At 70.6% G+C, this 17,546-nt stretch carries 20 protein-coding genes; 11 read left to right on the top strand and 9 right to left on the bottom strand.

All coding sequences use genetic code 11. The features are described 5' to 3' along the window. The first annotated feature begins 23 nt into the window (after nucleotides 1-23). Complete coding sequence (locus ACFVDP_RS01240; RefSeq protein ID WP_383481301.1) at nucleotides 24-437, top strand: ATP-binding protein; 414 nt, start codon at nucleotides 24-26, stop codon at nucleotides 435-437. Nucleotides 438-449: 12 nt separating this feature from the next. Here the strand turns inward: ACFVDP_RS01240 and ACFVDP_RS01235 are convergent, their stop codons facing one another. Further along, nucleotides 450-1,157, bottom strand: a complete 708-nt coding sequence (locus ACFVDP_RS01235; RefSeq protein WP_383481298.1) for a TetR/AcrR family transcriptional regulator — start codon at nucleotides 1,155-1,157, stop codon at nucleotides 450-452. A 36-nt stretch (nucleotides 1,158-1,193) separates the two neighbouring features. Between ACFVDP_RS01235 and ACFVDP_RS01230 the strand changes: the two genes are divergently transcribed. Together ACFVDP_RS01230 and ACFVDP_RS01225 are read left to right on the top strand one after the other, a co-directional pair. After that, entirely contained in the window at nucleotides 1,194-1,991 is a 798-nt protein-coding gene (locus tag ACFVDP_RS01230; RefSeq protein WP_383481295.1) for an alpha/beta fold hydrolase, read from the top strand. A gap of 119 nt (nucleotides 1,992-2,110) precedes the next feature. Then, nucleotides 2,111-2,902, top strand: coding sequence for a class I SAM-dependent methyltransferase (locus tag ACFVDP_RS01225; protein ID WP_383481292.1), 792 nt, complete (start codon nucleotides 2,111-2,113; stop codon nucleotides 2,900-2,902). 69 nt (nucleotides 2,903-2,971) lie between these two features. Here ACFVDP_RS01225 and ACFVDP_RS01220 read toward each other — a convergent pair whose 3' ends face one another. Beyond that, nucleotides 2,972-3,286, bottom strand: coding sequence for a hypothetical protein (locus ACFVDP_RS01220; protein ID WP_383481289.1), 315 nt, complete (start codon nucleotides 3,284-3,286; stop codon nucleotides 2,972-2,974). Nucleotides 3,287-3,470: 184 nt separating this feature from the next. Between ACFVDP_RS01220 and ACFVDP_RS01215 the strand changes: the two genes are divergently transcribed. The 3 genes from ACFVDP_RS01215 to ACFVDP_RS01205 all read left to right on the top strand — a co-directional run bounded on the left by ACFVDP_RS01215 (nucleotide 3,471) and on the right by ACFVDP_RS01205 (nucleotide 5,907). Then, nucleotides 3,471-4,076, top strand: coding sequence for a GPP34 family phosphoprotein (locus ACFVDP_RS01215; RefSeq protein ID WP_383481286.1), 606 nt, complete (start codon nucleotides 3,471-3,473; stop codon nucleotides 4,074-4,076). Between the two features lie 233 nt (nucleotides 4,077-4,309). Continuing rightward, nucleotides 4,310-5,098 (top strand): alpha/beta fold hydrolase, encoded by a 789-nt coding sequence (locus ACFVDP_RS01210; RefSeq protein WP_383481283.1) that lies wholly within the window; start codon nucleotides 4,310-4,312, stop codon nucleotides 5,096-5,098. Nucleotides 5,099-5,196: 98 nt separating this feature from the next. Further along, nucleotides 5,197-5,907 carry a hypothetical protein gene (locus ACFVDP_RS01205; RefSeq protein ID WP_383481281.1) on the top strand — a complete coding sequence of 237 codons (711 nt, stop codon included), beginning with the start codon at nucleotides 5,197-5,199 and terminating at the stop codon, nucleotides 5,905-5,907. A gap of 136 nt (nucleotides 5,908-6,043) precedes the next feature. On the opposite strand, the gene ACFVDP_RS01200 is transcribed toward ACFVDP_RS01205, so the two are convergent. Continuing rightward, a complete protein-coding gene (locus ACFVDP_RS01200; protein ID WP_383481278.1) occupies nucleotides 6,044-6,544 on the bottom strand; it encodes a hypothetical protein in 501 nt (166 codons plus the stop codon). Between ACFVDP_RS01200 and ACFVDP_RS01195 the strand changes: the two genes are divergently transcribed. From ACFVDP_RS01195 to ACFVDP_RS01175, 5 genes are all read left to right on the top strand, one after another. Next, the gene (locus ACFVDP_RS01195; RefSeq protein ID WP_383481275.1) at nucleotides 6,543-6,869 is read left to right on the top strand and encodes a hypothetical protein; all 327 of its coding nucleotides are present in this window, start codon (nucleotides 6,543-6,545) and stop codon (nucleotides 6,867-6,869) included. The two genes, ACFVDP_RS01200 and ACFVDP_RS01195, sit on opposite strands and share 2 nt — an antisense overlap. Before the next feature lie 39 nt (nucleotides 6,870-6,908). Further along, entirely contained in the window at nucleotides 6,909-7,658 is a 750-nt protein-coding gene (locus tag ACFVDP_RS01190; RefSeq protein ID WP_383481272.1) for a TetR/AcrR family transcriptional regulator, read from the top strand. Between the two features lie 113 nt (nucleotides 7,659-7,771). After that, nucleotides 7,772-8,464: a TetR/AcrR family transcriptional regulator gene (locus tag ACFVDP_RS01185; RefSeq protein WP_383481269.1), complete on the top strand. Its 693-nt coding sequence runs from the start codon at nucleotides 7,772-7,774 to the stop codon at nucleotides 8,462-8,464. A 211-nt stretch (nucleotides 8,465-8,675) separates the two neighbouring features. After that, nucleotides 8,676-9,422 (top strand): DUF3159 domain-containing protein, encoded by a 747-nt coding sequence (locus tag ACFVDP_RS01180; RefSeq protein ID WP_383481266.1) that lies wholly within the window; start codon nucleotides 8,676-8,678, stop codon nucleotides 9,420-9,422. 91 nt (nucleotides 9,423-9,513) lie between these two features. Then, nucleotides 9,514-11,409 carry a S9 family peptidase gene (locus tag ACFVDP_RS01175; RefSeq protein WP_383481263.1) on the top strand — a complete coding sequence of 632 codons (1,896 nt, stop codon included), beginning with the start codon at nucleotides 9,514-9,516 and terminating at the stop codon, nucleotides 11,407-11,409. 94 nt (nucleotides 11,410-11,503) lie between these two features. On the opposite strand, the gene ACFVDP_RS01170 is transcribed toward ACFVDP_RS01175, so the two are convergent. The 6 genes from ACFVDP_RS01170 to ACFVDP_RS01145 form a co-directional block, all read right to left on the bottom strand. Further along, complete coding sequence (locus ACFVDP_RS01170; RefSeq protein WP_383481260.1) at nucleotides 11,504-11,887, bottom strand: hypothetical protein; 384 nt, start codon at nucleotides 11,885-11,887, stop codon at nucleotides 11,504-11,506. A gap of 78 nt (nucleotides 11,888-11,965) precedes the next feature. Then, on the bottom strand, nucleotides 11,966-12,376 hold the full coding sequence (gene arr / locus ACFVDP_RS01165; RefSeq protein ID WP_383481257.1) for an NAD(+)--rifampin ADP-ribosyltransferase: 411 nt from the start codon (nucleotides 12,374-12,376) through the stop codon (nucleotides 11,966-11,968). A 90-nt stretch (nucleotides 12,377-12,466) separates the two neighbouring features. Further along, nucleotides 12,467-14,113, bottom strand: a complete 1,647-nt coding sequence (gene ilvD, locus ACFVDP_RS01160; protein WP_383481254.1) for a dihydroxy-acid dehydratase — start codon at nucleotides 14,111-14,113, stop codon at nucleotides 12,467-12,469. A gap of 137 nt (nucleotides 14,114-14,250) precedes the next feature. After that, nucleotides 14,251-15,099: a fumarylacetoacetate hydrolase family protein gene (locus ACFVDP_RS01155; RefSeq protein WP_383481251.1), complete on the bottom strand. Its 849-nt coding sequence runs from the start codon at nucleotides 15,097-15,099 to the stop codon at nucleotides 14,251-14,253. Between the two features lie 35 nt (nucleotides 15,100-15,134). Further along, nucleotides 15,135-16,508, bottom strand: coding sequence for a hypothetical protein (locus ACFVDP_RS01150; RefSeq protein ID WP_383481249.1), 1,374 nt, complete (start codon nucleotides 16,506-16,508; stop codon nucleotides 15,135-15,137). An 83-nt stretch (nucleotides 16,509-16,591) separates the two neighbouring features. After that, the gene (locus tag ACFVDP_RS01145) at nucleotides 16,592-17,545 is read right to left on the bottom strand and encodes an N-acetylglucosamine kinase (RefSeq protein WP_383481246.1); all 954 of its coding nucleotides are present in this window, start codon (nucleotides 17,543-17,545) and stop codon (nucleotides 16,592-16,594) included. Nucleotide 17,546 lies beyond the last annotated feature (1 nt).

Here is a 17,546-nt window from a genome sequence, read left to right as displayed (position 1 = left end):
ACAGACAAGAAAGGCGGTCCATCGTGGCGGACTCTTCGCTCAGGGCTGTGGGTTGGGCGCGCTCTCTGCCGGTCAGCAGCGGCGTCAAGGCGGCCCGTGACTGGACGCGCTCGCACGTGGAGGACCTGGAGTGGTCCCGCAGCGCGCCGGACACGGTCGACGCCGTGCTGCTCGCGGTCTCCGAGCTCGTCACGAACACGCACATCCACGCACGCAGCACCGCCCAACTGGTCCTGACCTGGGACGGCGAGTGTCTCCATGTGACGGTGCACGACAGCAGCCCCGAGATGCCCCGGCGGCGTGAAAACGACGAGGAGGCGACCGGCGGTCGCGGGCTGATGCTCATCGACGCGCTTGCGGACACCTGGCAGGCCAACGAGTGCCCCCGCGGCAAGGACGTCACGGCGTGCTTCCGGCCGGTGATCACCGACAGCTGAACACGGCATCCTTCAGCGCGAGGCCCGCTTAGAAGCGACAGCACGGGCTTGGCCCTGCGGGGCGAGTGCGGGGACCCGCTCCGAGTGGCGCTCACCGGCGTACGAGGTCGGTGACGCGAGTTGTTGGCAGATCAGCTGCTTTGCGAGGTGCGCCGTCGCGAGCAAGCCTTCGCGAGCCGTGTCGACGTTGGACCGCACCGACAGGCCGTGCCAGACGGATTGGATGAGCCCGGTCAGGGCCGCAGCGTCGGTACCGGCGGCCAGTTCCCCGTCCCGGATGGCTCGTTCGATGCGCGCGAGGAGGGCCTGCTCGTTCGAGAAGTGCAGGTCGGCGATGTGGGCGCTGGTATCGAGAGTGCTCGTGCTGTCGGCCATCACGGCACTGCTGATGAGGCACCCGGGATGTGTGTCGCTCGGCCGGGTGAACTCGTGGACCGAGTCGGTCAGGACGCGGTCGATGACGGTCCGGATGTCCTTCTCGGCGACTGCCTGCTGATAGATCTCGCGGTAGCGCTCCGCGTAGGTCCGCACCGCTTCCTCGAACAGTCCTGCTTTGCTGTCGAAGGCGGAGTAGAGGCTGGAGGTGGAAAGCCCCAGGGCCTCGGTCAGAGCGCGGGTCGAGGTGCCGGAATAGCCGCGTCGCCAAAAGAGGCGAGCGGCTTCAAGGACCGCACGGTCGCGGTCGAAGGCTCGTGGTCGTCCACGGGTGCGTTCTGTCACGCTTGTATTGTAGAGCGTCTGCTCCATAATGGATTTATGGAGCAGACGATTCAGAAGAAGGTGCCGGTCGGCGGGGGCAGTTGGGTCACCGTCGATGTGTACGGGGAGCCGGACGCTCCTGGCCTCGTCGTCGTCCCGGGCGTGATGAGCGATGCGCACGCGTGGGGCCGAGTCGCGGGAGCCATCGACGCGTGGCCCTCAGTGGTCGTCGTGAACCGCCGGGGTCGTGCTTCCTCGGGGCCGTTGACCGACGCGTACTCGCTGCGGACGGAGGTCGAGGACCTCGGTGTCGTCCTTGCCGAGTTCGACAGCGCGAGGGCGCTCTTCGGCTGGAGTTACGGCGGCTTGATCACCTTGCTGGCAGCCAACGATCACCCGATCTCCCAGGTGATCGCCTACGAGCCGGTGATGCCGCCCTTCGGACGTCATGCACTGCCGGAACTGAAAGTCGCGGATGAGGCGTCGGACTGGGATCGCAGCGTCGAGATCGTCAACCGGCAGATCTCCGGCTTCTCCGCTGCGCACGTCGAAGGTCTTCGAGCCGATCAAGACGGGTGGGCGATGCTGCGCCGCTTGAGCGGACCGCTGTATGCCGAACTCCGGTCCCTCAACGCGGCGCTGCCCCTGGGTGAGATGGCGCAACAGGCAGACCTGGTCGAGCTGATCATCGGCCAGTGCAATCGCGGAAGTGCTCCCTACGGAACGTCCTTCGACAAGGTGCGGCAGCACATCGTCCACGCCTCGGTCCACGAACTCCCCGGCCAGGGACACTTGGCCCACCTTCAGGCGCCGGCGGAACTCGCCCACCTTCTCGACAGGCTCGCCGCCATCTGAAGGGCGACCATGCCGACGCACCGCTATTTCGTTGAGCCCGCCCCCTGCGATCGTGTTGGCTGGCGGCACCGAACTGTCGGTACCGCAGGTGTCCGCCAGGCTGTAGCAGGGAGTTGAACGTGCAGGACATTGTTGTCGACCCGGTGGCCCACAATCGAGCGGCCTGGGACAAATATGTCCAAGAGGGCAACGAGTGGACGAGGCCGGTGAGTGCCGAGGACATCGAGCGCGCTCGCAGGGGCGACTGGTCGATCGTTCTCATCGGGCGTGAGCCGGTCGACCGCTCCTGGCTCCCGACGGACCTGACCGGCAAGGACGTATTGTGCCTGGCCTCCGGCGGTGGCCAGCAGGGGCCGATCCTCGCCGCCGCGGGGGCGCGGGTCACCGTGTTCGACAATTCACCCCGCCAACTCGGCCGGGACCAGATGGTGGCGGAGCGCGACGGACTCGAACTGCGCACCGTCCTGGGCGACATGCGCGACCTCAGCGCCTTCGGCGACGCCACATTCGACGTCGTGTTCCATCCGGTCTCCAACCTGTTCGTACCGGAATTGGCAGCGGTGTGGCGCGAGTGCTTCCGCGTCCTGCGGCCGGGCGGAACTCTGCTCGTGGGCTTCCTCAACCCTGATGTGTACTTGTTCGACCACGAGGCGCTCGACGAGCGCGGCGAGCTGATCGTCGTGCACAAGCTGCCCTACAGCGATGTCACGCAGTACTCCGCCGAGGAACGCGCCACGAAGTTCGGCGCGGATGCCGCTCTTGAATACAGCCACACCCTCACCGACCAGATCGGCGGGCAACTCGCCGCGGGATTCGTCGTCACCGCCTTCGCTGAAGCGCCGCACCAGTCCAACGCATCCGCTCAATACATGTCGAACTACTTCGCGACGCGGGCGGTCAAGCCGGGCTGATCCCGCCCGCCCCACTGGCTTCGCTGAGCCCACGTGGTCCGCGGGACGTATCGCCTTCGAGGCCGGCCGCTAGGAGTCGAGCCGACGCAGTCCCTCTTCCCACCGTTGCTTGCGAGCCTTCTCGTCCTGTTCCCACCACGGCGGTGTGCCCCGCTCCCCGAGAGCGACCTTCGCGGCGTTGACGCGCTTGCGTGAGGCGCGCTCCGCCGTCGTGTCCTTCTCGCGGAGGGCGACGCCCACCGCCCGGCGAGCGGCCATGAGGTGCGAGCGCAGCCGGGCCGCGACGTCGTCGGGTACGGACGGGTCGGTTGCCCGCCATCTGCGTCCGCTGATCACCACGTAGTGGCCGTCGGGTGTGTGCTCGGGTTCGGTGCGTCGATTCACCTATGGCGTATTCCGTGGTTGCGGTGTCCGTGAACCAACGGCCTGGGTTCTCCCGTTTTCCGGGCCGGTCGACGAGCGCCGCCGCCCGGTGCCCCGTCCGTTGTCCGTCATCCGCCAGGAGCGGCGTCGAGAAGGACGTGGGAGACTCGGCCCGAACGCGGCTGACGATCGACCTGGAGTGCTGATGACCACTGCACGGGACCTCGCCCTCGTCGCTCTCGACGTACCGCCCGGCCGCACAGTGGAGCAGGGCGACCTGTCGCTCGCCCTCGCGGGCGCCGAAGTGATCGACCTCGTCGGCGCCGGTGCGCTCACCCTCGACGAGGACCGGATCGTGCCCGGTCCGCCGACGGAGACGGGAGACCGGCTCCTCGACGAGGCCGACGCGGCGCTCAACCGGCAGGAGCCCTTCGAGACCGTCGAGGACTGGCTGTGGCGGCGCGGCCGGGAGCTCGCCGCGGCCTATGTCGACGACTTGGAGGGCGCCGGGCCAGGGGCCCGCAAGCGTGGCCGCCGCAACCCGCTGCTGACAGGGCGGCGGGGTCCGGTGGACCCTGTGGCCCACGGTCGCGCGGAGCAACGCCGGGCGTCCGGCGAGCCGGTCCTCGCCGTCTTGGCGGCAGCTGCCGGGGTCGAGGACGAGAAGCCGGGTGCGGACCAGGACATCACCGACGACTCGGTCACCACGGTGCTGGCAGCCGTCGGCAATGCGGTGATGGAGCTCGAAGCCGTACGACAGCGCCGGTCGATCGAGGACGCCGCGTTCGACAACGTCTGGCGAGGATTCTGAGGCCTGTCCTGGCATTCGGGTTCGGCCTTGGCGGGTGGCGTGCCGGAGTCTGGTGGCGGGGCCGTGCCTCGGTCGGGGCGGGGTCGTTTGCAGTTCATGAAGAGAATCTTTGCTGTGCGTGGTCTGCCGGGTGAGTGGTGCGGGGCCGGTGGGGTCGCGGTATGACCGTCGTGGAAGGTGTGCGGACCACAGGGGTGGTTGAGAGGCCGCAGGAGCGGCTGCACCGTCTGGAGGTGGCGGGGTACGACTTCACCTGCCGGGTGCGGACCGCCTCGCTGCCGTCGGTGGGCAGGCCGATCGTGCTGCTCGGCGGGGCTTTGATGGACATGTACGACTGGCGGTTGATCGAGGCACGCCTGCCGGCCGACGCCATGATCATCACGTTCGATCTGCCCGGCTGTGGCAGCGCTTCGGAACTGGACGACGAAACCGTCGCCGGCTACGAGTTGCAGGCCCGGGCGGTGCTCGTGGCCCTGGACCACCTGGGAGTGGGCCAGGTCGATCTGCTGGGGTACTGCTACGGCGCTGTGGTTGCCTGCCGTTTGCTGGCGCGCAGTGCGGAGCGGATCGCGCGGGTGGTGCTGGCCAACGTCTCGGAGGTGGTGCCCCCGGCGTCATGGGAGTTGCTGACGCACGCGGCCGAACTGGCGGAGCAGGACCGCATCGACGAGTTGTGCGACGTGCTCTGCGAGCACACCCTGGGGCCGCGTGACCGAGAGGCGCTGTCGAGGGTGACCCGGTTGGGTTTCAGCGACGTCCAGCGGCTGCCGCACGCCCCGGCGGCCCTGCGCCGTGCCCGCGACTCGCACGGCGAGGCGATGCGGCAGGCGCGGGACATCACGGTTCCGGTGCTCGTCATCTGCGGTGCACACGACGGGTTCACGCCCGCCTGGTCGGGGCAGCGACTGGCCGAGGGATGCGCGACGGCGAGCAGTGTCCTGCTCGACACCGGCCACACGCCGCTGCTGGAAGCTCCCGATGTTTTCGTCGGGCACGTCATGGGCCATTTCTCCGCGCCCTGAAGCGGCACGTCCACTGTCGGCGCGCGGGACGCGCGCCGTGGGCCGCCTGCTGGTCGGACGGCCCTGCCCCATAGCGAATTCGGAAGGCCATGACGTTGATGCACCCGACAGATCAGCTTGTCTCCCCGCGTGACGCGGACACCGCGTACACGAGTCCCGTCGCGCAGCCCTGCCACGACCGTGAGGAGATCGTCAGGATCCTCACCGCGGCGTTCACCGACGACCCGGTGTACCACTGGGCGCTTCCCCTCGATGTGCCGGAGCGCGACCGTCGACTGCGTGCCTGTATGCGGGCCGAGGTCGACTTCGCGCTCGACCACGACGGTGGCGCCGCGGTGTCCGCGGACCGCACCGGTGTCACCCTGTGGCAGTCGCCGGACACCGCCCCGGGCCACACGGCGCACGAGGAGTTCCGCGAGCGCATCGCGGCGGCGGCCGGACCGGCGGGTGAACGCTGCCTTGAGTTGGCCAGGATCGAGTCGGCTCACCCCGCCGACCTGCCGCGCCACGTCTACAGCGGTTTCACGGGCGTCGTCCCCGGGGCCCAGGGCAAGGGGACCAGCCTCGGCCTGGCGATGGCCGTGCTCAGCCACTGCCGCGACCAGAACGCGGCCATGTTCGCGCTGGCGACCTGCGCCCGCAACGCGGCCCTGTGGGCCCGCTACGGTGCCCGCCAGTGCGGCGAGACGATGCTGCTGCCCGACGGCCGGACCGGCCTCATCCCGATCCTCATCCCCGCCGACCGGATCGCGGAGTCCCTCGCCCAGCTCCACGACTTCGCCGTGCAGCGGGCTGCCGCGCCGCGCTGAGGATGGCGAGGGCTCGGTCCACCGGCAGGGTCCGGTCCACCGGCAGGGCGCGGCCCACCGGCAGGACGCGGTCCAGGGCCTGGCCGGAGACGCGACGGGCGCGCCCCGCAGGCCGGTTGGCGGGCCGTGAAGCAGGTCAGCCGCGCCGTCGCGCCGCGTACACCCCGTAGACGGCGGCGATCAACAACACGACGGGGCTGAGCTCGACCACAAGCGCGTCGCTGCCGACCACCTCGGCGTAATGGGCGACGACCAGAACGGCGACGACGGTGAATCCGACGAACGCCGCGCCGGGCGCCAACCGGGTGCGCCACCGGGACGGCTCGCTCAGTCGTCCGCGCAGCGAGGCGACCACGGTGGCGAGGCTGATCAGGGCGAATCCGGTGGCCAGGGCGAGCGAGGTGATGCCGGAAACGGCGGGGAAGAGCCCGGTGAGCGGGTCGAGCCCGGCCAGGGCGGGAAGGGCGATGACGGCGGCCCCGCAGCCGAGTTGGCCGGTCACCGGACGCGCCGGCACCTGACGGGCGTTCAACCGGGACCAGCCGTGGGGGAAGACGCCCTCGCGGCCCATGGCGAACAGGTAGGGCGACGCCGTCTGGTAGGTGATCGCGGCCGCGGTGAAGCTGACGGCGGTCATGGCCCCCACCAGCGATCCCGCCCACGAACCCAGGAACCAGCTCCTCTACGCCACCCCGTCCCTGACGGCAGCCCGCGCCCGGTACCAGGAACGGCTGACCGAACTGCTGCGAGACGCCCTGCACGACAGCGTCCCCGGGCAGGCCGAGCTGACGGCGCACCTGGCCGCCGGCCAGATCGCCACGGTGCTGATGCTGCTGATGCGCACCAACCAGGAGCGCATCGCCCACGGCGCCACCGCCGACGAACTCGCCGCCCAGGCACGCGACGAGGCGGCGGACGCCTTCGCCATGCTGCGTGGGGGTCTGACCCCGTACGCCGGCTGACGAAGCTGTCCGCGCACATGTGCGTCACTTAATGACAGCATGGTGCCGAACGGGATCGCAGAGGCAGGAGCGGTGATGGTCGAGTCGGCGTCCAAGAAGGCGAAGGGAACGAAGGCCGTCGGGGCGGCGCGGGCCGAGGAAGGGCGCGGTGGCGGGATGAGCGAGCAGCGGCGCCATCGGGTCCGCCTCGAGATCTCGCGGGAGGCGGCGCGGCTCTTCTGGGCGCAGGGGGTCGACGCGACCAGCGGCGACCAGATCGCCGAGGCGGTGGGGCTGTCGACGCGCACCATCTGGCGCCACTTCCGCAGCAAGGAGAGCTGCGCGGAGCCCATCGTGGCGCAGGGCCTGGAGTGGGAGTTGGCGACCTTGCGCGACTGGCCCCCGCACCTCTCCCTCGAGGAACAGTTCACCGAGCGGATGGCCGTGTACGCGCGCGAGTCCAACGCCTTCACGAGGGCGGACAGCGACCTCGCGATGAAGATGATCCTGCTCGCCGACAAGGAGCCCGCGCTGCGCACGGCGTGGCTGATGGCGTGCGACCAGGTGGAGCGCGAAATGGGCCGGATCGTGGCGGACCGGCTCGGGCTCGCGCCGGACGACCCGGACGTCCGGCTGCACGCGGCGGCTGCCACGGCCGCTCTGCGGGTCGTCAGCGAGGACATCGGCGCGGCGCTGCTCGGGGGCGCCGACCCGCGGGAGTTCGCCGACGCCGCCGATCGCGTAGCCCGTGCTGTCCGCCGGGCGACCGGGGGCGCGGTGGGCGACCCGGTCGCTGCCCGGCCCGTCTGACCAGCCGTTTCGCCGAACCGGGGGACACGCCATTGCTGTGAACGTCACTTAGTGACATTATGGCTCTCAGTGACGCCGTGTGGACTGTCGACGCACCGAGGAGGTGACACCTCATGGCAACACCGGGACGGACGAGGGGCGGCATGAGCGAGCGCCGCCGCCTGATGCTGCGGATGAGCGTCTCCCGCGCGGCCTGCCGGCTCTTCTGGGAGCGAGGCGTGGAGGCCACGAGCGGCGAGCGGATCGCCCAGGACGTCGGCGTCTCCGTGCGCACCGTCTGGCGCCACTTCCGCACCAAGGAAAGCTGTGCGGAGCCGGTCGTGACGTACGGCGTCGAGTGGTTCATGTCGGTCGTGCGCGACTGGCCGGCCGAGGCCGCGCTCGCCGACCACCTCGCCGCCGAAGTCAGGAGCTACGCGCGACAGTCGCGTCCCGAGGAGCGGGCGGACGAGATGCTGGCCCTGCGCATGATCTCCCTCGCCGAGACCGAACCCGCCCTGCGCACCGTGTGGTTGACGGCCTGCGACCGGATCGAGGGCGAGTTGCGCACGATCCTCGCCGCCCGGCTCGAACGCCCCGCCGCGGACCTGGAGATACGACTGCACGCCGCCGCTGCCGCCGCGGTGATCAGAGTGCTGGAGGAGCACGTGGGCGCCGCCGTCCTCGCGGGCAGCGCACACCAGGAGTTCGGGGACCCGCAGGTGCTGGCAGAGCGGTTCGCCGCCGCGATCCACCGGGCCACCGGGGGAGCCGTCGGCGACCCCGTCGGCCGTCCAGCCAGAAGTGAACCGGATCCCGCGGGCTGACGCCGCACAGACCGGAGCCGCATCCCTCCGCAGCTCTTTGGCACTTGATGCCAATCAGCGAACACGGCGCATGTGGTGCCGGTTCGGGGACAGGCCCAGAAGACCGGGACACGATCGCCACCACTGCCGGCCGTGTCCGTCACCGACCCGCATACAGAGCGAACCCGTCAACAGAGCGAACCCGTCAATGGATGAACGGAGTTGCCCGATCATGGCTACTGACACCGCACGCGAAGCATCCGAGACCAAGGAAAAGCCGACCGCCCTCGAACAGATGGGCGGCCCCACGGGGCTCGTCTACACCACCCTGCCCGTCGTGGCGTTCGTGGTCGCCAATGCCTCCGCAGGCCTGACCGCCGCGATCATCGTCGCGTTCGCCGTCGCCGTGGGCATCACCGTGCTGCGACTGATCCGCAAAGAACCGCTCCAGCCCGCGATCTCCGGCCTGTTCGGCGTCGCCGTCGCCTCCTTCGTCGCCTGGAAGACCGGTTCCGCGAAGGGCTATTTTCTGCTGGGCATCTGGTCGAACCTGGTGCTCGGCGGCCTCTTCCTCCTGTCCGTGGCCGTACGCCGACCGCTGGCCGGTCTCGTCTGGGGCGCACTGAACAGCGCCGGCTCCCGCTGGCTGCGCGACAAGCCCTCCGTGCGCTACTACGACATCGCCACCCTCGCGCTGACCGCCGTCTTCGCCGCCCGCTTCGTCGTGCAGCAGTGGCTGTACGACGCGGACTCCACCGGCTGGCTGGCCGTGGCGAAGATCGCGATGGGCTACCCGCTGCTCGCCCTGGCCCTGCTCGTCGTCGTGTGGGCGGCCCGCCGCTCGGGCAAGCGCCTCGCCACCCTGGAGCAGGCCGAGGCCACGGCTGCCCCCGCCCCGGCTCCGCTCGCGCAGGACGAGCGAACCCTGCGCTTCGGGACCGGCGGCGTCCGGACGCAGGGCCCCGCGCCCCGCGCCTGACCCACCGCCCGCTGCCCGGCACCCGCCCGGCCCCGCCGGGCGCACGTCCCCCCACCCTTCTGAAGGACACACCATTTCCGAAGGACACAGCATGCCGCTGCCGCGCCTCATCACCGTCGAGGAGTTCTTCCGGCCGCCCGAGCGCACCCGGGCGACGATCTCCCCGGACGGCACCAGGATCGCCTACCTCGCCCCGTGGAAGGACCACCTCAACGTCTGGACCGAGAACCTCGACGGACCGCCGGACGCACACCCCGTCACCACCGACGCCCACCGCAGTGTGCACACGTACCACTGGACCGACGACCCCCGGTGGCTGCTCTACGAGCAGGACGGCGAGGGCGACGAGTGCTGGCACCTCTACCGCGTGGACCTGAACGACCCCGAGGCCCCGGCGCTCGACCTGACGCCCTTCCCGCCCGGGGTCCGTGCCGCCGGCTACCAGCAGGCGGCCCCCGACAGACCCGGACGCGCGATCCTCCGGCTCAACAGCCGCGACCCCGCCGAGTTCGACCTGTACGAACTCGACATCGCCACCGCCGAGCTGACTCTCCTCGCACAGAACAACGGCCGGATCGACGACTGGATCCACACCGGCACCGGCGAGCTGTACGCGCTGGTCCGCGCGGAGAGCGGCGCACGGCTGCTCACCGGATGGGACGCGGAGCAGGGTCCCACCGACACGATCAAAGAGTTCGACAACAGTGAACTGCCCTACGGCATCTACCCGGTTCAGGCGACCCCGGACGGCACCGGGTTGTGGATCGGCTCCCACCAGGACGGTGACCTCACCGGCGTCGTCCGCCTGGACCTGACCACCGGGACGGAGACGGAGGCCGACAGCCACCCCCGGCTCGACCTCGACACCCGCGCGCAGGTCTTCCCCACGCTGCCCCCGCCGCTCATCCTCGACCGACGCACCGGGGAGCTGATCGGCGCACGCTACCTCGGGGCCCGCCAGGAGATCCACGCCCTCGACCCGCACTTCGCCGCGGTCCTGGAACGGCTCGACGCCCTGTGCGACGGCGATCTGAGCACGCTGTCGAGCGACGAGAGCGGACAGCTCTGGGTCGCCGCCTTCACCCACGACCGGGACCCGGGACGCACCTACCTCTACGACCACCGCACAGGTGAGAGCCGCCTTCTCTTCAGGCCCTTCCCGCACCTCGCACCCGACACCCTCGCCCCGATGCGCCCCGTCACCCTCACCTCCCGTGACGGACTCACCCTTCCCTCGTACCTGACGCTGCCGGTCGGCATCGATCCGGTGCGCCTGCCCATGGTGCTGCTGGTGCACGGCGGTCCCTGGGCACGCGACAGCTGGGGGTACCACCCGGTGGCCCAACTGCTGGCCAATCGCGGCTACGCCGTGCTCCAGGTCAACTTCCGCGGCTCGACCGGCTACGGCAAGGCGTTCACCCAGGCCGCGGTCGGCGAGTTCGCCGGGAAGATGCACGACGACCTGGTGGACGGAGTGAACTGGGCAGTGGGGGAGGGGTACGCGGATCCGGAGCGCGTCGGCATCTTCGGCGCCTCCTACGGCGGGTACGCCGCGCTGGTCGGTGTCACCTTCACACCGCACCTGTTCGCGGCGGCCGTCGACCTCGTCGGAGTCTCCGATCTGCCCGACTTCCTGCGCAGCCTGCCGAAGTTCACCCGGCCGTCGCTGGCGAACAACTGGTTCCGATTCGTCGGCGACCCCGACGACCCGGAGCAGGAGGCGGACATGCGCGCCCGTTCCCCGCTCACTCACGTGGACCGGATCCGTACGCCGCTGATGGTGGTCCAGGGGGCCAACGACTCGCGCGTCGTGCGCAGCCAGTCGGACCGCGTCGTCGAGGCGGTGCGCTCCCACGGGGTGGCCGTCGAGTACATGGTCATGGGCGACGAGGGGCACAGCTTCGTCAACCCGAAGAACAACCGTGACCTGCACCTCGACGTCGACCGCTTCTTCGCCACGCACCTCGGTGGCCGTCGGCAGGACTAGCCTGCCCGCTCGAGGCACCGGTGCCTGCCGGACACGTATCTGGCGGGCACCGGTCCTCATCGGTTCCGTCCTGTCGCTTCCGTCCCGGCGACGGTCAGCTCTCGGACAGACCCCACCAGTGGGGACGCGCCGCGCGCAGCTGGCGCACAGGCTCGGGCAGTTCACGCAGTGACACGGTACCGACCCGTAGCTGCTCGTAGGCGTCGGTGAGCCGGTGCCGGGCGCACGCTCCGATCGCCTCCTCCAGCTCGGCCGTGGAGTGGGCGGCGAGCAGCCGGCCCAGATGGACAGCGGCCCTCAGACGGGCCGCGACGGCCTCGTTGCGTCGACGCTGCCTGATCCCAGTGGAACGATCCTGCGCGGGCAGCCGCGGAAGGGGTGCGCGCAATTGGTCGAGGGCGGAGGTGAAGGTGGGCCCGGTGGTACGAGAGGTGCGCAGGGCACGGCCGGCGTCCCGCGCGTCATTGTGTTCGCTCATGGTCGTCCAACGAGCAGGGCTCGTCGGGGCTACGGTGACCGACGCGAGAGCGCACCCAGAGTGCCTCCGAGGCAGCCTTCAGTTGATGATCTCGGCGCGGGAGTCCACGCGGATCGCGGCCAGCCGGTCCCGCCACATCTGGAGAGCCTCGGGTGTCTGTCGCGTCCAGTCGGTGACCTCGCCGACGACCCGAAGAGGTTCCCTGCTGCGATAGGAGCGGGTGGGATTTCCCGGGAACTTCTTGTCGGTGACGTTGGGATCGTTCTCGAACTCCCCGGTCGGTTCGACCACGTACACGCGCGGGGCACCGTCACCGGCGGCAAGTTCGGCGGCGAGACCCGCGCCGTCGCGCAATGCGGTGAAGTAGATGTGGTTCATCACGACTTCGGGCCGGTAGTTGGAACGGAAACCGGCGGTGAGGTGTTCTCCGACCCGCAAATCGGCCTTCGTCCCGTGGAAGAACGGTCCTTCGTCCAACACCTCGTTCATCGGCGCAGATTATCAACATCGCCTCGGTGCGGCGCACCCGACCAGGCACGCGGCACCGAGACGATCCCCACATCGGCCCGCCTCAGGCCGTCACGACGTCACCGCTCCGTCCGACGCCGAACCGACGGCCGCCGCGTATTTGCTGAGGACCCCGCGCTCCAGAGGGCGTGCGGGAAGCGTCCAGCGGGTCCGGCGTTCGGCCAGTTCCTCGGCGGTGACGGCGAGGTCGAGGGCGTTGCGGGCGGAGTCGACGATCACTGTGTCGCCGTCCTCCACGAGCGCGATGGGGCCGCCCGCCCAGGCTTCGGGGGCGACATGGCCGATGACCAGGCCGCGGGAGACGCCGCTGAACCGTCCGTCGGTGACCAGGGTGACCGAGTCGCCGAGCCCCTGACCGACCAGGGCCCCGGTGATCGACAGCATCTCCCGCATGCCGGGACCGCCGGCCGGACCCTCGTAGCGGACGATCACCACGTCGCCCTCGGCGATCCGGCCGCCCTGGATGGCCTCGAAGCACTCCTCCTCGGAGTCGAAGACCCGCGCGGGGCCCTGGCGTACGAAGTCGGGGCGCCCGCCCAGCTTCAGCACACAGCCGTCCGGGGAGAGCGAGCCGCGCAGGATGGCGAGCGCGCCCGCCGGCTTCACCGGTGACTTCACCGACGTGACGACCGCCTGTCCTTCCGTCTCGGTGGCCGAGGAGGCCACGTCCGACGGTGAGCGGCCGTCGACCAGCGTCACCGAGTCGCGCAGCACGCCCGCCTCCAGCAGCCGGGCAGCCACGAGCGAGGTGCCGCCGGCCCGCCACAGGTCCGCGGCCGTGTAGGGGCCTGCGGGTTTCAGGGCCGTGATGATCGGGACCTGGCGGCACACCTCGCCGATCCGGTCGATGGGCAGGTCGATCCCGGCCTCGCGGGCGATGGCGAGCAGGTGCAGGACGGCGTTCGTGGAACCGCCCATGGCGGCCACGGAGACGATCGCGTTGTGGAGGGCGTCCTCCGTCAGGATCGCGGACGGGCGCAGGTCGCGGGAGAGCACGTCGAGGGCGAGTTCGCCGACGCGTTCGGCCGCGGTCGTCTTCTCCCGCGCGGTGGCGGGGATGTCTCCGACACCGAAGGGCGCGAGGCCGAGGAAGTCGGCGACGGTGCCCATCGTGTTCGCCGTGTACTGCGCCGCGCAGGTCCCGGCACCCGGGCAGGCGTGCCGGGCGAGATCGTCCACGTCCTCCTGGCTGACCCGCCCGACGGCCCGCTCGCCGAGGGCCTCCCACATGTCCTGGATGGTCACCTCACGGCCGCGCCACGTGCCCGGCATCATGCTGCCGCTGTAGAGGAGCACGGACGGGATGTCGAGCCGCGCCATCGCCATCATGGCGGCGGGCACGGTCTTGTCGCAGCCGACGATGCAGACCATCGCGTCGAACTGGTGGGCCCGTCCCATGAGTTCGATGGAGTCGGCGATGACCTCCCGGCTGACCAGTGAGGCCCGCATGCCGGGCGTGCCCATCGTCAGGTTGTCCGAGACGGCGATGGTGTTGAACTCCATGGGCTGACCGCCCGCCCGGCGCACGCCCGTGGCGACGTGGCGTGCCAGGTCACGGTGCGTCAGGTTGCAGGGCATCGTCCCGGTCCAGGTCGAGGCGATGCCGACGGTCGGCCGCCGCATCTCCTCGTCGCTCAGGCCCATGGCGTACAGGTGCGAGCGGGCCGGTGCGCGGTCGGGGTCGTCGGCGATGTTCATTGCGGCTCCTTCGTCGCGAAGTCAATGGCGAGGTCGAGGGGCGAAGTCGGGGTGGCGGCCTCCTCCGGCCGGGGGTGGGGCGGAGGAGGCCGCACGGGACGGCGGCAGGTCCTGCCGCCGTCGGTCGGTGACGTGGATCAGTCGGTGACGTGGATCGGGTTGCGCAGCAGGCCGATGCCTTCGACCTCGACCTCCACGACGTCCCCGTCGCGCAGCCACAACTGCGGCTCGCGGCCCATGCCGACGCCGTGCGGGGTACCCGTGGCGATGACGTCGCCGGGGTACAGCGTCATGTACCGGGACAGGTAGGCGATGGTCTCGGCCACGCCGAAGATCATCTCCTTGGTCGAACTGTCCTGCACGGTCTCGCCGTTGACGCATGCCGCGATGGCCAGGCCTTGCGGGTCCGGTACGTCGGCGGCGGTGACGATCCACGGGCCGAGCGGGCAGAAGTCGTCGAAGTTCTTGCCGCGGAACCACTGCCCGTCGGAGAACTGCGCGTCCCGCGCGGAGACGTCGTTGGCCACGGTGTAGCCGAAGACGTACGACGACGCGTCCTCGACGCTCACGTCGCGCGCGGTGCGGCCGATGACGACGGCCAGTTCGGCTTCCCAGTCCAGTTGCTCAGTTGTGCCGCGCGGCACGCGGACGGCGGCGGTGGGGCCGGTCAGACAGTGTGCGGTCTTGACGAACGCCAGCGGAACCTTCGGGGTGTCCAGGCCGGTCTCACGGATGTGGTCGGCGTAGTTCAGGCCGATGCAGATGATCTTCTGCGGGGCGGCGAGCGGGCTGAGCAGCTCCACGTCGGCGAGCGGCACCCCCGCCACGTCGGCGCTCAGCGTGTCCTCGGCCGTCCCGTCCGCGATCAGATCGCGCACGGCGTCGGACATGTGCCGCTGGTCCTCCGCCACGACGGGGAACACGGTGTCCCCGTCCACCCGGGCCGCCAGGACCCGGCCCTCGTACCGCACTCGGGCAATCTTCACAGTCTCTCCAGGCTCGTCTCGGTGTGCGGGCGGTGTCAGGTGAAGCGGGGCAGGAAACGGCTCTGGGCCCGGAGCAGTTCGTCCGTCAGGGCTGCGGCCGCGTCCCGGTCGGTGACCGCGCCGTCGGCGATGACGGCCTCCACCGCCAGGTCGCGGTCGCCCGTCATCGCGGCCTCGACCGCCAGCTCCACGGGCGCCAGGCGCCGGGCAAGGATCGCGGTCAGCGGCGCCGACAGGTCCGGGACGCGCAGCTGACGCAGGCCCCGTGCCGTGGCCACGGCCGGAATCTCCAGGGCAGCCCCGTCCGGCAGGCCAGGGACGCTGCCCCGGTTCGGTACGTTGACCGAGAACATCTCCCGCCGGTCGAACGTGATCGACCGGATGATCGCCAGGAGTTGCTCCTGCTCACCGGTGGACCGGTCGAACGCGGACTCGTCGAGCGGCGCGTCCCCTTCGGCCTGCGTGCGCATCGACTGGTAGCGGTCCTCGCCCCAGGCGAGGATCTCCGGCACGGAGAACGCGTCGACGCCCAGCTTCTTGCCGTAGTAGTCGCCGCTCGCCCAGCGCTCCGGGAAGAACTCCACGACGTGCCGGTCGTTGGCCGCCGGATACGCGCCGTAGGTGCGGAAGAACTCCCAGGAGAACGGGTTGTGCCACGCCTTGCCGTTCTCCCAGATGGCCCCGATGTCGTCCGGGTGGGCCGGCTCGGCGAGTTCCCGCTCCATCCGCTCCCGTACGACGGGCCACGCGTCCTGGCCGCGGTGGCGGAAGTCGTAGATGAACGTGAGGTGGTTGATCCCCGCGTACAGCGTCGACGTCTCCTCGAACGGCAGCCCCGCGAACGCGGCGAGTTCGCGCTGCACATGGTGCATGCCGTGGCACAGGCCGATGACCTCGGCGCCCGCGTAGCGGGTCATCGCCTGGATGTTGGCGGTCATCGGGTTGCTGTAGTTGAAGAAGTAGGCGTCGGGGGCGAGTTCGACGATGTCGCGCGCGATGTCGACCATCACGGGCGTGGTGCGCAGCAGCCGGGAGATCCCGCCGGGCAGCACCGAGTCTCCGACCGGCTGGAAGACGCCGTGCCGCTGGCAGATCTCGTGGTCCGTCTGCCACGCGGGCCGCCCGCCGACGCCCACGCAGGTGACGACGTAGTCCGCGCCGGGCAGTTCGCTGCGCCGGTCGGTCGACGACCGTACGGTGATGCGCTTCTCGGCACCGCGCGCCTCGACCATGCGCTCGGCCAGGCGGGCGGTGATCGAGAGTGCCTCGGGGTTGACGTCGACGAGCCGGATCTCCCAGGAGCCGAGGTCGTCCGCACCGATCAGATCGGCGAGCAGGCCGCGGGTGAAGACGGCGCTGCCGGCGCCGATGAGCACGAGGGAGCGTCGGTCGGGATTGCTGGCTGACACGAACTTGTCCTTTCGGGTGCGTCCGGCCGCCCGTCCCGGGGGAGGGGCGGCGGAGCGGTTGAAGTAGGGGGTGCGGCGGCCGCTCAGCCGGTGTGCGCGGGGTGCCACTTCAGCGGTTCACCCGCGAGCCGGGCGGCGAGCAGCGCCGCGCCGACCACGGGAGTGCCGAGCGGCGGGCGGACGTCGTACGGCTCCGGGAAGGAAGCGAGTGCGTCGGTGAACGCCTCGCGTACGCGCTCCTCGATGAACACGCCGCCCGACCAGGAGACGGGGACCACCTCGTCGGGCGTGGCCGCCAGTGAGTGCCGGGCGGCGCGGGCGAGTGCGGCCAGTTCCTCTCCGGCCCGGGCGAGGACACGCGCACATTGCGCGTCGCCTTCCGCCGCGGCCACGGAAACGTACCGGCTCACCGCGGCGACGGCGGTGCGGTCGGGACGGCCCAGGAGCATGACGTCGACGAGTTCCAGGTCGCTGTCGAGTGCGAGACGGCGCCGGAGGACGGCGTGCAGGGGGCCGGGAGGCGTGCGGCCGTCGCTCATACGTGTGAACAGATTCAGGCCCTGGACGGCGATCCAGTATGCGGAGCCCTCGTCGCCGAAGAGCTCGCCCCAGCCGCCGGTGCGTGCCTCCCGCCCGCGCAGGACGCCGTACGCCATCGAGCCCGTGCCGCTGATCACGTTGATGCCGTCGGCGAGTCCGAGTGATCCGGCCCAGCCGCACATCATGTCGTTGCCGACGGCGTACCGGTCGTGGCCGAGGACCTGCGCGGGAAGGACGTCCAGTGCCTCGGTGAGGCGCGGGGACTCACCGTGCGCGGGCAGTCCGAAGTACGCGTACGTCAGCCGCGTCGGGTCGGTGGCCGCCTGTCGGCAGACGGCCGTGACGCCGTCGCGCAGCACGGTCCGCGCGGTGTCCATGCCGTGCTCCCCGAGCGCGGGCGAGGTGGACGGCCCGTCGGCCGTGCCGAGCACGGCGCCGGAGGCGTCCACGATCGTGAAGGCCGTCTTCGTGCCGCCGCCGTCGACTCCGAGATACATG

The sequence above is a fragment of the Streptomyces sp. NPDC057694 genome (genome assembly GCF_042799415.1).
GTDB lineage: Bacteria > Actinomycetota > Actinomycetes > Streptomycetales > Streptomycetaceae > Streptomyces.
Note: the sequence above shows the minus strand (reverse complement) of the source record. Positions and strands in the feature narration are given on the sequence as shown.

Bases quoted from the DNA above. Each gene is read 5' to 3' on its own strand.
- ACFVDP_RS01230 (WP_383481295.1), top strand. From the start codon at position 1,194: ATGGAGCAGACGATTCAGAAGAAGGTGCCGGTCGGCGGGGGCAGTTGG.
- ACFVDP_RS01215 (WP_383481286.1), top strand. From the start codon at position 3,471: ATGACCACTGCACGGGACCTCGCCCTCGTCGCTCTCGACGTACCGCCC.
- ACFVDP_RS01205 (WP_383481281.1), top strand. From the start codon at position 5,197: ATGCACCCGACAGATCAGCTTGTCTCCCCGCGTGACGCGGACACCGCG.
- ACFVDP_RS01195 (WP_383481275.1), top strand. From the start codon at position 6,543: ATGGCCCCCACCAGCGATCCCGCCCACGAACCCAGGAACCAGCTCCTC.
- ACFVDP_RS01200 (WP_383481278.1), bottom strand. From the start codon at position 6,544: ATGACCGCCGTCAGCTTCACCGCGGCCGCGATCACCTACCAGACGGCG.
- ACFVDP_RS01190 (WP_383481272.1), top strand. From the start codon at position 6,909: ATGGTGCCGAACGGGATCGCAGAGGCAGGAGCGGTGATGGTCGAGTCG.
- ACFVDP_RS01185 (WP_383481269.1), top strand. From the start codon at position 7,772: ATGGCAACACCGGGACGGACGAGGGGCGGCATGAGCGAGCGCCGCCGC.
- ACFVDP_RS01180 (WP_383481266.1), top strand. From the start codon at position 8,676: ATGGCTACTGACACCGCACGCGAAGCATCCGAGACCAAGGAAAAGCCG.
- ACFVDP_RS01175 (WP_383481263.1), top strand. From the start codon at position 9,514: ATGCCGCTGCCGCGCCTCATCACCGTCGAGGAGTTCTTCCGGCCGCCC.
- ACFVDP_RS01170 (WP_383481260.1), bottom strand. From the start codon at position 11,887: ATGAGCGAACACAATGACGCGCGGGACGCCGGCCGTGCCCTGCGCACC.
- arr (WP_383481257.1), bottom strand. From the start codon at position 12,376: ATGAACGAGGTGTTGGACGAAGGACCGTTCTTCCACGGGACGAAGGCC.
- ilvD (WP_383481254.1), bottom strand. From the start codon at position 14,113: ATGAACATCGCCGACGACCCCGACCGCGCACCGGCCCGCTCGCACCTG.
- ACFVDP_RS01145 (WP_383481246.1), bottom strand. From the start codon at position 17,545: ATGTATCTCGGAGTCGACGGCGGCGGCACGAAGACGGCCTTCACGATC.